Source organism: Bradyrhizobium sp. SZCCHNS2022 (assembly GCF_032377575.1).
GTDB classification, from domain to species: domain Bacteria; phylum Pseudomonadota; class Alphaproteobacteria; order Rhizobiales; family Xanthobacteraceae; genus Bradyrhizobium; species Bradyrhizobium aeschynomenes.
The window spans coordinates 4791691-4805993 of sequence record NZ_JAUHHZ010000001.1 but is presented as its reverse complement, the minus strand read 5'-3'; the positions used below and the strand labels follow the sequence as shown (position 1 = coordinate 4805993).

General features: G+C 59.9%; 10 protein-coding genes and 1 tRNA gene. 9 read left to right on the top strand and 2 right to left on the bottom strand.

All coding sequences use genetic code 11. The features are described from left to right. Positions 1-23 precede the first annotated feature (23 nt). From QXZ94_RS21555 to QXZ94_RS21520, 8 genes are all read left to right on the top strand, one after another. Positions 24-1031: a PilN domain-containing protein gene (locus tag QXZ94_RS21555; protein WP_315726425.1), complete on the top strand. Its 1008-nt coding sequence runs from the start codon at positions 24-26 to the stop codon at positions 1029-1031. Then, positions 1028-1597, top strand: coding sequence for a type II secretion system protein GspM (gene gspM / locus QXZ94_RS21550; protein WP_315722112.1), 570 nt, complete (start codon positions 1028-1030; stop codon positions 1595-1597). The genes QXZ94_RS21555 and gspM overlap by 4 nt, the downstream gene beginning before the upstream one ends. Continuing rightward, entirely contained in the window at positions 1594-2112 is a 519-nt protein-coding gene (locus QXZ94_RS21545) for a hypothetical protein (protein ID WP_315722111.1), read from the top strand. The genes gspM and QXZ94_RS21545 overlap by 4 nt, the downstream gene beginning before the upstream one ends. 279 nt (positions 2113-2391) lie before the next feature. Continuing rightward, the gene (locus QXZ94_RS21540) at positions 2392-3171 is read left to right on the top strand and encodes a type II secretion system protein GspK (RefSeq protein WP_315722110.1); all 780 of its coding nucleotides are present in this window, start codon (positions 2392-2394) and stop codon (positions 3169-3171) included. A gap of 822 nt (positions 3172-3993) precedes the next feature. After that, complete coding sequence (locus tag QXZ94_RS21535) at positions 3994-8502, top strand: RHS repeat-associated core domain-containing protein (RefSeq protein ID WP_315722109.1); 4509 nt, start codon at positions 3994-3996, stop codon at positions 8500-8502. 146 nt (positions 8503-8648) lie between these two features. Beyond that, entirely contained in the window at positions 8649-8957 is a 309-nt protein-coding gene (locus QXZ94_RS21530; protein WP_315722108.1) for a hypothetical protein, read from the top strand. Positions 8958-10401: 1444 nt separating this feature from the next. Beyond that, complete coding sequence (locus tag QXZ94_RS21525; RefSeq protein WP_315722107.1) at positions 10402-11655, top strand: hypothetical protein; 1254 nt, start codon at positions 10402-10404, stop codon at positions 11653-11655. 14 nt (positions 11656-11669) lie between these two features. Next, a complete protein-coding gene (locus QXZ94_RS21520) occupies positions 11670-12101 on the top strand; it encodes a hypothetical protein (RefSeq protein ID WP_315722106.1) in 432 nt (143 codons plus the stop codon). 218 nt (positions 12102-12319) lie between these two features. On the opposite strand, the gene QXZ94_RS21515 is transcribed toward QXZ94_RS21520, so the two are convergent. Then, positions 12320-12404, bottom strand: a tRNA-Leu gene (locus QXZ94_RS21515). A gap of 173 nt (positions 12405-12577) precedes the next feature. On the opposite strand from QXZ94_RS21515, the gene QXZ94_RS21510 reads away from it, so the two are divergent. Further along, on the top strand, positions 12578-13117 hold the full coding sequence (locus tag QXZ94_RS21510; RefSeq protein WP_315722105.1) for a disulfide bond formation protein B: 540 nt from the start codon (positions 12578-12580) through the stop codon (positions 13115-13117). 96 nt (positions 13118-13213) lie between these two features. Here the strand turns inward: QXZ94_RS21510 and QXZ94_RS21505 are convergent, their stop codons facing one another. Then, the gene (locus QXZ94_RS21505; protein ID WP_315722104.1) at positions 13214-14299 is read right to left on the bottom strand and encodes an AbrB family transcriptional regulator; all 1086 of its coding nucleotides are present in this window, start codon (positions 14297-14299) and stop codon (positions 13214-13216) included. Between the last annotated feature and the right edge of the window lie 4 nt (positions 14300-14303).

Here is a 14303-nt window from a genome sequence, read left to right as displayed (position 1 = left end):
TGCCGCACCGGTTCGTGGCCGCGATGGCGCCGGCCGGCCGGCCGAGACTTCTGGTCGATCGCGACGGCACGGGGATCCGGCTTCAGTTGAACGAGCCCCGATCAGGAGTGCAGGCTGGTGAAACGACCGATGCAGGTGAAGTGATGGCGGCGATTGCATCCATCCTGCAGCGGCATGGTCTGGATCGGCGCGACGTGGATCTGGGCTTGCGTCTGCCGGAGGAGAGTGTTTTTCGCCGCGAGCTCATGCTTCCACCCGAGGCGAAGGGCGCGATCGATACGATCGTGCCGCAGGACCTGTTGCGCCGGACGCCGTTCAAGGCGGAGGACATCTATTGCGACCACTTGACCGCCACATCGCCTGACGGTCGGATCGCGGTTCGGCAATGGGTCACGCGGCGCCATCACGTGCAGCAGGCCGCAGATCAGCTCGGGCTTGCCGTCGCGCACATCGACTTTGTCGTGTTCGGCGACGATCAAACCTCGCCATCGATCCGACTGGCGCGTCCTGCGGCTGCCCGCAAGACCTCGACCGTTGCGATCGCAGGGCTCGGCGCGCTCGCCGTGCTTCTAGGGTCCGGCATCGCGGTCCTGACCTTCGCCCGGCAACAGGCCACGCTGGACCGGCTCGATGCCGAGATCGTTGTGGCCCGCAAGGGCGCCGAGCGCGTTCGCGTCCTGGTGGATCAATTGCGGGAGCGGCGGACGGCGCTGTCGCGCCTTCGTCTGCAGCGCAGCGAAGTGCCGGGATTGATCGACGTCTGGGATGAAGCCTCGCGCATTCTGCCGAAGCATTCCTGGCTGACCGAATTGCGGCTCGTGGAGGGAGCGAACCCGCGGAGCGCAAGGGTCGCGATGACCGGATTCTCGGCCGCGGCGCCAAGCCTGATCAACACGCTGGGTGGATCGAGACTGTTCGTGGACGCTGCCCTGACGTCGCCGGTCGCGATGGATCCGATCGAGAACCGGGAGCGCTTTTCATTGCAGGCCAGGATTCGTGTGCCCGATGCCATCAAGGAGGTGGCGCCATGAGCGAATGGACCAAGCGCAGGGACGCGCTCGGACGCCGCGGCCTGTTCATCGTCGTCAACCTCGCGCTGCTTGCGGTGTTGTTCTGGGGCTTCGTGGCGCCGATTGCGGCGATGTTCGCCGAGCGGGAGGCGCGGATCCAGCAACAGCAGGCGCTGCTGGCACGGTTGAGCGCGATCGCAGCCCAGGCATCGGCCATCGAGGGCCTTGCCTCCGAAACCGAGTCGCAGCTCCAGAACGGGGAGTTTCTGACGGGTGCGAATGAGAACGTGATCGCCGCCGACCTGCAGACGAAGCTGAAGACGATCATGGGCAATGCCGGCGCCCAGTCCCGCGCGATTCAATCGCTGCCGGGCCGGACCGTCGATCAGATCAAGTACAGCGGCGCGCGGATCGATCTGTCCGGGCCGTTGCCCGCCGTCATGCGCGCGGTCCACGCGGTCGAGAGCGCAAGGCCATATTTGTTCATTGCCAATGCGGTGCTGAAGAGCGCGCCTGCGGTGCGCTCGGGAACGGCCGAGGAGCCAGTGCTTCAGGCGCAGCTCGATATCTACGGTGCGGTGCAATGAGGAGCCTCGTGCGATGGCGGGTGACGCCGCTTGCCGGAGTTCTGGCGCTCCTGGCGGGTCTTGATCTAGTGCTCGGCGCCTGGCTCGCGACGTCGGTCGGAGGCGGCGAAGCGCCCGGCGCTCGCCGCGCGGCTTGGGAAGCGCCGGTGCCCCGGACCATGGCGGGCGTGGCTGGACGGCAGCCGTTGCAGACATATGCCGAGATCCTGGCCCATCCGGTGTTCCAGAAGTCGCGCGAGCCGTTCGTGCCGCCCCCACCCGCGCCGCCACCGCCGATGCCGGTGGCCGCTCCGCCCCTGGTGGCCACTGACCCGGGCCTCCTGGTCGGCGGTGTCATGATCAACGGCGGCAAGAGCAAGGCCTATCTGCTCAGCAAGGTTGGCGCGGGCGCAGGCTGCTGGATCAACGAAAACGAGACGTTTCAGGGCTGGCGGGTGACATCGATCGACGCGTCAGGTGTTCGGATCGAGCAGGCGGGCCGCGCGATCGAATTGCAGCTCTACCCCAAGAATTGAAGAATACAGGCCGCGCTGCGGCCCCTCGAGCCGGAGTAGAATAGCCTTGTTTGCACAGACGAAAGATCAAGGGCCAATCCGCAGACAGCCGCTCGTAGAGGAGGAGCGCGAATTGGTCGTTCCTGCTTGGTTCGGCCTCTCGATGCTCTCATATGAGCTGGGTCTCTTACATGTCTTCTCGAAACCGTCGTCCGCCAAGCGATCTTCGGACCATGGCAGTCCCAGAGATCCGAAATGCCAGTCATAGCGGTCCTGTGGATGCTAGGATTATTGACAACGTTGTCACTGTCGCTGCTCTGGGGCAGCGACGTGTCGTACCGCCTCGCCCGCAACGATTGTGAACTTGCGATTCTGAGTGCGACTGCAGACGGGGCGCTGGACTACGCCGTGTCGGGATTGTTTGATCAAAAATCTGACCGCCTCTTGCGGCCAGGTGTAGGCGAGGTTCACCTGCTCCACTTTGGCGAAGCCGAGATCCGGATCGTGATCCAGGACGAGCTCGGCAAGATCGACATCAACCAGGCCGACCCTGCCTTGCTTGCCAGTTTGCTGCGGTCGGCGGGGCTAAACGCCGATGCGGCAAATGGGCTTGCAGACAAGATCGTGGACTGGCGAACCGCGAGCGAACTGAAGCATCTTAATGGCGCCAAGGAGTTCGACTATCGCGCGGCGAATAGTCCCCACCGGCCGCGCAACGGTCCGTTTCAGAGCGTCGACGAGCTTCTTCTCGTAATGGACATGACGCCTGCTCTCTTCCAGCGGATCGAACCTGCCGTGACCGTGTATTCCGGAAGCCAGTTCGTTGACCCACGACGTGCCACACCTGAAGCTCTGGCGGCGATGCCCGAGATGATCAGTAAGCAAGGGGCGGGCTCAGATCGCCCGCCTCCATTTCCGATCGGCGCAAACGAAGAGCCAACGTCATCCTTGCGCGGTCGCGCCTTCATGATCTGTATCGAAGTCGCAAAGTCAGGCCAGGTTTCTCGATATCGAGCTGTTATCCGAATGACGGACAATCCGGTACATCCCTATTTCCTTCTCAGCTGGAAGATGACGTAAGCTCGGCACCGCCCTGATAGGGACGTTATGGCTGTGGCGCAGACGGTTCATATCCGCGGAACCGATTCTTGGTCGTGGTCCATTCGTTCGGCGCGCGGCGGCTGTTGTCTGCCGGCTCTGACGGTCAGTGTGTCGTAGGGCTGTCACAACTAGACCATGCAGTGGAATCCGTCGTAGAAGCTGCAGAGATGGCGAAGCGATTTGATCAGCATGGAATTCATCAATGCTCCTAAGTTCTCGCAGAGGTTGTTTCGCAAACGGATGCTAAGCACCGATGCGGAAAAAGCCGACGCGGTGTAAACAGGCCAGTCTTCTCCGTCAGCAGCTCTTTTTTCGCGATGCATTCCATCGGCGAGCATCGAGTTTTTCTAGCAATGCGGCTCAACAATGAATCCGTGTGGATAACGCTATAAGAATCTCCAGGGCCCCGCTTGCGGTATCAGGGGAATTAAACAACCTTAGTTTGTGCAGTTGTTCGCAGAATTCGGGACAAAGATGACGATCATTTCGCCTGCAAATGCGTTATGCAACTTAAAGTGGTTTATAGATCCGTGTGCAACAGTTCGCCTTGAGAAATTGCGCCTCGCAGGCACCTCTTTGGGTTCGGTCGCCGGACGTGAGCCTTATCGCTCCAAGCTCATGGAGCCCTTGGAGCGGCTTGTCGGCGCCATTTGCTGTTGGCTAGCAATTTACTCTACTGCCCTCGCAACTGTCTTGGTTCGCATGGTGGTTGCGATATCTCTAAGTTGCGCGCCAGCGGCTGCCGACGTGTGGTACGCGTCGGATGGGGTAGGCAAAGTAATCAGGGGGACGGATGGTTGCTTGCTTGCGCAGCAATCGTTCGAAACGTACGTCAGGCCGACAAATCAGGATCCAACTTACTACAAATACTTCACGGGTTGCTTGCAGGGCGCGTCCGGTCCGGGCGCCACGATCGAGGCGCACTATAGTTGCCACGCTATCGATGATACCCATCCGAATTGTCCCATTGCGCCGAGCCTCTCCGTGAGTTACGCAACGGCATTCTGGGATGGTTGCGATCCCGGATACTTGTACATCCAGGGCGAGGGGTGCGGGACTATAAGACCGGATCATCCGCATCGCGACGATCCGAAGTGCGGCTTTTGCGTGGGAGACCCAATAGATCCAGCAACTGGACTTCCAGTTCAGCACTATGTCGACTATCAGACTGCCGGGCCGTATCCGCTCAAATTTGAGCGCTACTACGCCAATAGCGATCAGCCAAGGCTTTCGTCGATCTGGCTTCAGAAGTCGATTTTGGAGTCTGTTACTGGGGCGTGGCGCTCCAACTTCGATGCTCGGATGTACAATCCTTACCCCGGAGCTCGCTATCCGCACGCGCTCTACTTCGTGCTGCCCAGCGGCAACACCTTGTTCTTTGTCGACTCGACCGGTTCGGGTAATTACGCTCCGGGACTCTACTATGTGAACGCAGCAGACCAGGCGGTGTCTGTGGCGGGTGGGCGCGGCATCGGTCAATCCGTGTCGATCAACTCGGACGGATCGCAGGTTACCCTGACGGATCTGGATGGCATTCACTACGTTTTCACTAACAGTCTTACAGGTCCGGCAAGGCGCGGCTCCCTTGTCGCCGTTCAGTATCCAGGAGGTTATTCGCAGACACTAAACTATGACGCCGCGACGACGCACTTGGCGTCGGTGAGCGACAGCCTGGGCCGAAGCATCGCTTTTCAGTATGACGGTTATGGGCACATGACGGCGCTGATCGCCGGCGGATCGATTGTGGCAAGCTACACTTATGCTGCAAACCCGGCCCAGGCTGCGATCTACTCGCAGATCTATTCACAGATTCGCCCGATCGGCGATCCGGCCGCTGCGGCACAGGCAACGGGATCTCTCGGCAGCGTGACCCTCGCTGCGACGAATGAGACAACGTCCTATTCGTATGTCAATTCCCCAAACGATCCAAACAGGATGATTCTTTCGAGTTACACCGATTCCCGTGGTGTGATCTACTCGACTTGGAGCATGGATTCATCGTCTCGCGTTGTGTCCAATAACCTGGCGGGAAACGTGGGGCAGACCGCTCTCAGCTACTCTCCCGCGAGCCTCCACTTTAGTTCCGCCGCTGGTTATAGCGCCCAGACGATTGCAACAACGATAACAAATCCACTCGGCGCGACCGAAGTGGCGACGTACGCGATCGCTTCCTCTGCCAATGTCCCAGGCGCATCGTTTGGAGCTGGAACCAATCTGCTGCTGATTCAACGCCAGAGACAGGCGGCAAGTTTTCTCCCGACTGCAACAACAAGCTATTCCTATGACTCGAACCAATTCCTGTCGGGAGTGGCGGATGCCGAGGGACGCGTGACTGCCTATGTCAATGATCCATCGACGGGCCTTCCGATTTCGGTAACTCGCGGTTCGGGCTCGTCAAGTGCGAGCACGACGACCTATGCCTGGAATGCCAAATGGCGCGTACCAACCCAAATCGTCGAGCCCGGACTTACCAGCTCGTTCATCTGGAGCGACTCCGGACAACTCACGTCCTTAACGCAGACCGACACGACAACAACGTCCGTTCCATATTCAACAGCGGGGCAGACACGAACGCTCACATATACCTACGGCGCCAATGGGCTGCTTTCAGGCGTGTCGGGCCCGTTGGCGAATCAGACGGTGAGCTTCACCTATAACGCGATCGGCTTCATCCAATCGATTACCGACGAGTTAGGACTCGTAACCACAGTCTCGGCTTGGAATGATCGAGGCCAACCCACCACCATTGCGGACCCAAACGGTGTGATCTATGCGTTGCGCTATGATGGCTACGGCAGGCCTACGAGCATAACGATCGATCCGTCGGGCTTTTCAGCGACCACCAGCATTGTCTATGATAGCGTGGGGCAGATTACCCAAATTACGCGTCCGAGCGGCGCGTACTTCAAGCTTTCCTATGATGGCGCCCGCCGTCTTACGCAAGTGCAGGACGACACCGGGGCGACGATCGTCTACTCTCGGGACAGCATGGGCAACGTCACCGGTCGTCAGATCAGGGATCCGAGCGGTACCGTGCAATTTTCGCAGACAGCTGTATTCGATCAGCTTGGCCGGCTGCTCAAGTTCGTCGGAGCATCGAACCAGACATGGACGCATGCGTACGATAGAACCGACAATCGGATTTCAGTCACCGATCCTCGGTCGAATATCTTCGGCTGGAGCTTCGACGCGTTGAACCGAGTGATCAAGACGACTGATGAGGAATCCAACGCCGAAACGGTGCAATTCAACGGGCGGGACGATATCACCAACTATAGCGACCCGCGTTCGCTTAACACAGGCCTTGTTAGAAATGGCTTTGGCGATGTGGTCCAGCGCACCAGCCCTGATACGGGCACGACGATCTACGTCTACAACGAATTAGGCAAGCCGACCCAGATGACGGATGGGCGCGGGATTGTTACCAATATGACCTATGACCTCGCTGGGCGGCTTTTGACGAAGCAATTTCCGGCCTCGCCGGGTGAGAACATCACATACACCTGGGACTCCACTGGGGGCGGCAATCGGGGCATCGGCCGGTTGACACGGATAGACGATGCCTCCGGTTCCATCGAATGGAACTACAACGCGCTTGGCCAGGTCATCCAAGAGAAGAAGACGACCGCAGGGCTCGTCTATGTCGTCGGCTACGACTACGATCTCGACGGTCAGGTCACCAAGGTTACCTATCCTTCGGGCCGCATCGTCAACTACTATCGTGGCGCGGCCGGGCGTATCACGACTGTTACGCAGCAGGCGGACGCGACGAGCGTCGAATCTCTTTTGGCAAAGTGGGTTACCTATCAATCGTTTGGGCCGCTTCAATCGCTTTCGTATGGTAACGGGCTGGTCCTTTGGAAGACATTCACGCAGGACTATAATCTTAGTACGCTGGTCGTCGAACAGGGCGCGAACTCGATCATCAATCGCGCATACACGTACTGGTACAACGATTTCGATATTACCAACGTGTGGGACAACAATATCACCCCTCGGACGGACAATTATGTCTTCACGCCGAGTCATCGCCTGCAAAACGTCTACGGCGACTGGGGAACGCAAACCTATTGGCAGGATGCAGTCGGCAATCGAACTGGCGACGTTTTCACGGTTGACAGCACAACGACGACCAGAGTTCTGGGATATCCCTATAACAGCAATCTTTATGTCGGCACCACGGAGGGGCCGACCACGCTGCGCAGCGTCACGAACGACGGCGCCGGCAACATCGTGACCGATATCAGGGGCACAACGACATACAACTACCACTACAACAATCGCAACCGGCTCGACCGGCTATCGATCGGCTCGACGCCGACTGCCAGTTATGCATATGATGGACTGGACCGGATGGCGGTGCGCGACACGCAAAACATGATGCCATCCGCGACGACACACTACATCTACGACAGGTCCGGTCGCCTGCTGGCGGAAGCAAACGCGGTGGGAACGACACAGCGGGAATATGTTTGGCTGGACGACATGCCGCTGGCGCTGTTTTCAGATCTCGACACGGCGGAGCCCAGGCAGTTCTACGTCCACCCCGACCACCTTGACCGCCCGAGCAAGATGACAGACGTGAACCAGAATGTGGCTTGGGATGCGTGGTACTGGCCCTATGGTGAAGTACGATCAATCACGGGAACCGCGAGCATCAACCTGCGCTTTCCTGGCCAATATTTCCTCGTTGAGTCAGGATTGCACTACAACTGGCACCGTCACTACGATGCGTCGATCGGCAGATACACCCAGGCCGATCCGCTCGCGCTCGTGGATGGCCCCAGCCTTTACCTCTACGCGGGTGGAAATCCTGTCCACAACGTTGATCCCTCCGGCGAGTTTGGCCTCGCTGGCGCGGCGTTCTTTGGCGGGCTCGATTTGATTTTCCAACTTGTTGAGAACGGTGGCCGGATTGAGTGCGTCAACTGGACGGACGTAGGGATTGCGACGATTGCAGGAGCCTTGACTGGTGGTGTGGCTGATGGAGCGTTTATGTGGAAAACAGGATCTAACGCCTGGAAGGTGACAAGGAGTTGGCTCGGGAAGCATGTCTGGGATCTCGAGAGAGGTCAAGAAGTGCACCATTGGCTCATCGAGCAGAGAAGTACAGTTGGCAGAATGGTGCCGAATTGGATCAAGAATCAGCCCTGGAACCTGAATCCGATGCCTAGCAAGGAGTGGCACAACTTCCTGCATGCGCGTAATCCAGTGTTGCGCACGATCGTCGGGGCCCCTGGCTGGGCTCAGGGCGTAGGCGTCGGTGGCGGAATCTCGGGTCTAGGTGGAGGACAATGTGGGTGCCAATGACTCCGGCGGGGTTGCTCATTTTACGGGAAGGGCTGCGAGGCCCAAGGCTTGAGCGGATCATTGAGACCAGGCCGAGACAATGTGTCATCTCGCTGGGGGAGTTGGTGGTGCGCAGGCTGCGGGGCGCTCGGCTTCTGAGTTCATCATTGGAGTTGTCGGAGATCGAAGAGGTGGTGCCTGTCGGATTCGCCGGCCCACGTACTCTCGGCGCTCCGATATTCTCTTATGTCCTGCTTCTGGTGCTGGGGTGGCTGACCCTATCGATTCCTTTGGTTGTGCAGCTACAATTGTCCAATTCGCGGGTCCTAACCCTTGAGGAAGCCAAGGCCCTTGTAATCAAGTTGATCAAGGAGTCGTCGATGGATCAGGAGGACGCAGCTCGCTTGGAGGAACGGGTTCGCAAGGCCAAATCAGTCCACAGCATGGCCCAAGCCGTCGCCGAGGCACGCGATTGAGAGCAGGCCGGGATGCCGGCATGCTGGCGACATCCCTCGATCGCCGTGTGAGCGAGTTCAGGTCGATGTTCTGATACGAAGGCCGGACGCCGTATATTAGCCTGCTGCCTTCCATCGGCACCGGCGGTGGCATATGGGTCACCGAAAACGAGACGTTATCAGGGCTGGCAGGTGAAGATGATTGATCCGTCGGGTGTGCAGATTGTGCAGGGCGGGCACGATCGACCTTCAGCTCTGTCCCTGAAACTGACGGCGTTCTAAGCTTGATGGTTCAAGCGCCCAGGGCTGGCAGAATCCTCCTGCGGGTGCCCGGATGTATACGACTCAAACAAGCCATCCACTTTCCTGCGCAGCAAGGCTGACGAGCAGCCCAAAAGCCAGACATGGTCCGAACGGGAGTGCGCTCCTCCGTGTGACGGAGTAGCCAGCCGCATGTAGGGTGGCGACTATCGCAAGCGCCGATAGTGAGGCGGACAACAGCTGGAGAGGGATTCCGACCACACCAACCCAAAAAGTTGACGCTGTCAGCAGCTTCACGTCGCCTAACTCCAGACCCTGCTGCCTTTGACCTGCCACCGAAGTTTCATCCAGCAGCGTTTAGAGTCCGGGTGGGTTTTGTGCACGCGCTACCATTCTTGCGGGTCATCTGCTCCAATCCTTCGTTCGGAATAGCGAAGGTCGCCGTGAACGTTTGTTCTCCCGATACCAACACGATACCAACAAAATACCAACAAGTCGGGTGGCTGGGATCGAACGAGAACAAACCGTGATGAACACGAATGTGCGCGGAAAGGCCCATTTTTCAAGGGGTCCCGAGCAGGGGGCGGACGGTTGCGGACGATTTGGAACGGGCCTGAACAGCCGAGTTGGTGCCCTGGCCGGAATCGAGCAACTACCAATAACGCTACAAAATATGGCCCTTTAGCAGCCCATTGAACGCGTACTCACAGGCTTACTCACACGATCTTTGGTCCCAAGTCAGGGCTGGTTCAGTTCTTTTTCTATAGGTGATCCTCGACGGGTTATCTCAAGAATACTCTCGATCAATCGCGTGTATCGAACCACAGGGGGCTCATAGCTCAATGTAGTAGATCGCCCAAGCCGGATGACCTGAGCTGCATTCCCCGGGGCGATCCGGAAGACGCTAGACTAGGCTGACGACGCTCGAAAAGTTTACCTCGCCGTTGCTTTACGATGTCGGCGTTCGGAGTGTGAACGGGCACTGCCGGCGGCAATCGCGGTTTTCAGCACGACCTGCCGGGTCGGCGAGCACCGTTGACGGCGCATGGGCGCTGGCGATTAGCCGACCGCGTTCGGCGGATCCGTCAAAAAGAGCGCGTTGAACACCAGGGCATCTTGCGGAGAAGCTCTAAATATCGCACTCTTTGCGAGAAGAGTAGAACAAAAAAACCTAACCGTGTGGTCGGAATTCCCGGGGGCGCAGATGCCAAAAATCGGATCGCTACCTGTCGGCCGGACGCACTTCGTCCCTCTCTGGATTGCCATTTTCTGGGGTCTGGCATTTTCAGCGCCGTCGAATGCCGGCGCCCAGATGATTTCTCTTTCTCCATCGACGTCGACGAACGTCGCTATTCCGGCGGGTGCAAATATCCAGGTTACCGTCACACTGCCACAGAAGGGTCGGATCACTCTCGAAGGCCACCAGATCGATGATTCCGACTGTGCACCTAACATCAACTTTCAGACCGAGGACGTCCGAAACAAAGCAATATCACAGAGGGGCTCCAGTTCCGGCGGCGGGCATTTCAACAACACCTACTTCGCGCACGAGGGCTCCTATCGAATCGATCTCCGTTGCTGGAGTTCAACTCGGCCGGCCGCGACCATCGTCCTTCGCTACGACTTCAACCCGTTGATATTGCCGGCCGAGGCCGGCCCGCTTCTCGGCTGGCTTCAGGAAAATCAATTGGCCAGTTATTTCCAAGTTGATTCCTACGATCGGGATTTCAAAGGCATACTAAACACTCTCCTCGACCACATGGCGTCAAAAGATGTGAATAACAAACCTCAGCTCAAGGTAGGCTTCTTGATTCATGAGACAAACGACGAGTGGGAACCCATATCTGAGGCCCTCAACGATCAATTGGGCATGGATTACCGGACAGCCCTTGTCGGAAAGATCAGCATGTTTTCCGGCGTTCCAAGACGCCACATTGTTCTCGGTTTTTCCGGCGATTGCTGGTGGCACGTCTATTCCGAAGGCTCCGTCCGCCCGGAAACGTCCATTTGCAAGTCGCGCAGCACGCCGATCACCCTGTCGAAAGAAGACGAAGAAAGAATTGGCAACGTCCCTGCACTCGTCAAGCCGACCGAGATAGAGTTGGATCGCGCCATCATCGGCAGCATTCAACGCACCCTCAGGTCATATCTGAGCGGCCGCGGCGGCAGCGTGACGCTCGTGGAACAGGACAGCGACTATTTGGAAATGGTCTCGCGCGGCATGCGCGGCGTCGTGATCCTCGGCAGCAGTGAATGGGAGCGCCTTCAGATAACGGTCACGCTTTCCAATGCTGCCGCGGGACGCCGGCTCCGCATCCAAGTCGATGGAAGTCTCGGTTCCGGCATCAACCCGCCTTCGACCGATCAAGGATACGACCGCGACATGGAGCCGAAGTATTCGCGCCCCTTGGAGGACTTCGCCCGCCAGCTCGCAACACTGATCAGGCAAGCACCCTAGCTCGGAGCAATGGCATGACGGAGAACCGAAACAGAATCACTGTAGGTCTGTTCATGATCGCGAGCCATATCGCCGTGTTTATCGCGCTCGTCGCCTTCACATTTGCGGGCGGATTTTCGTTTGAGGAATTGACTACGACGGCCGGCATCATAGGCCCGCTGTTTGCCGGCTACACTAGCGCGATCATCGCCTTCATAATCAAGCACAAGGACGACAGGAGTTACGGCCAGAATAAAATCAATCCAGTCTATGCCTTGGTGTCATGCGCCATCCCCGCATTGTTTGTGGCGGCTGTTTTGTGCCTGATCGCGCTGAGGGCCTACAATGTCGGAATCGCCGACTTCGACACCTTCAAGACATTGATTGGCGTCACGGAAAGCGCATTCGGCATCTATGTCGGCCAATTCATCTATTCCATGTTCGAAGCGAAAAGTGCGAGCGCGTGATTAAGCCGAAAGGTCGCAGCCTCATCTTCTCGGCGAGCGCATGCCATGGCGACGAGGCCCTTTTGCCCCGCCCATCGACGGCCGCCACCGCCCAGCAGCAGTCCGCCGATCCGCACGGGCACAAGCTGCGTCGCGATAGGCAGTATGCCGGCCACCATCGTGGCCCGGCATGCGGGGTGATTGCGATGACCGAAAGCGGTCTCTAGGAAGATATTCCTTGGTGCCCCTGGCCGGAATCGAACCAGCACTCCTTGCGGAACTCGATTTTGAGTCGAGCGCGTCTACCAGTTCCGCCACAGGGGCATTCGCCGTGGCCCTGTGCAGGAACCAAGCGAAGCGGCCGGACTATAGCGGGCGGCGGGGCAGGGTCAACCCGCACGGACGTGATGGCGGCTCATCTCGACAGCTTTCGCTGGCGGGAGTAGGAGCCGGAGCGGCCCGGCGTTGGACCGGATGCAGCCCGTTCGGGAGGACCGATGAGCAATACCTCTGTGATGGCGCGCCCGGCGGCGGGGGCCATGAGCCCGGCGGTGACGGCGGCGCTGCTCGCGGCCGGCATCGCGGCGGCGGCGCTGGCGGGTGCCTGGTACATGCAGCTGGTCTGGGGCCTGCAGCCCTGCGAGCTCTGCCTGAAGCAGCGCTGGGCCTATTACGCGATCGTGCCGCTCGGGCTGGTGCTGGCGCTCGCGGTGAGGGGCGGCGCGCCGCGCGCGCTGGTGCTCGCCGGCCTCGGCCTGATCGCGTTGGCGGCGCTCGGCAATGCCGGGCTCGGCGTCTACCACTCCGGCGTCGAATGGGGCTTCTGGCCGGGGCCGACCGAATGCACCGGGCCGATCGGCAATCTCGGCAGCGCCGGCAACCTGCTGGAGCGGCTGGACAGCGTTCACGTCGTGCGCTGCGACGAGGTGCAGTTTCGCTTCCTCGGACTGTCGCTCGCCGGCTACAGCGTGCTGATCTCGCTCTTGATCGCCGCGGTCGCGGCCTGGGGCGTCACGCGCAAGACGAGCGCCGCCTAAAGCATGATCCGGAAAGTGCGCAGCGGTTTTCCGAAAAGATCATGCGCAAACAACAACCTAAAGCGCGATGACGATTCATCCTGATCTCATCGCGCTTTAGTCGTCGACATCCTCCTGCGGCCGGCCGAACAGGTGGACGATGCCGGGGGTGGCGATGGTGACGAAGACGAAACGCGAGAGGTGATGGGCGCCGACGAAGATCGGGTCGATGTGCAGCGTGAGGGCCAGCGCCATCATCGCGTCCATCGCGCCGGGCGCGAAGGCGACGATGGTGTCGGAGAAGCGCACATGCGTCGTCAGCACGATGACGGCGACGAAGGCGGCAGAGATCGCGACGGCGATCGCGAACGAGCCGAGCGCAGCCCTGAGATGGCCGACCAGGGTCTTTACCCGCATCCGCGCGAAGCGGCTGCCGATCAGGGCGCCGATGCCGATCAGCGCCACGCCGCGCATCCATTCCGGCAGGCCGCCTTCGACCAGGTCGGTGCCGTGCAGAATGCCGCTGGCAACCATCGCGCCGAACAGCCAGCTCGCCGGAAACTTGATCAGCTGCATCAGCATGGCCGCGACCAGCGAGGCCACCAGCAGGGCGAGCAGGCCGAGTGGCGAGGCCTCGGCCTGGCCGAGCGAGATCTGCTCGGCCGGCGCCACCCCGGCGAGCGCCAGCACCAGCGGCAGGGCCGCGGTCAGGATGATCACGCGCAGCGTCTGCACCACCGCGATCGCCGGCAGGTCGGCGCCGCGCTCGACCGCGAGCATCGTGATCTGCGACAGCGCGCCGGGGCTGCCGGCGAGCAGCGCCGAGGTGCGGTCCCAGCCATGGACGCGCTGCAGATAGAAGCTGGAGCCGAAGGTCGAGCAGAAGGTCGCCAGCGCCAGCAGTGCGATCGTCACCGGATAGGCGCTGACATGCGTGATCAGCTCGCGCGAGACGATCGCGCCGATCGAGATGCCGAGCAGCAGCAGCACGGTCTGGGTGAGGATCGGCGGCATCGACAGCGGCCGGCCGGCGATGGCGGCGATCGCGGTGGCGATCATCGCCCCGGAGATCAGCCCGCCGGGCAGGTGGGCGACGAGGAAGATCAGACCGCCGGCGGTGCCGAGGGCAAGCGTCTCGATCGCGCTCAGGGTCTTGGCGCGGTTCGGAGCAGCAAAGGGGAGGGAGGAGATGATCTGGCGCACGGCG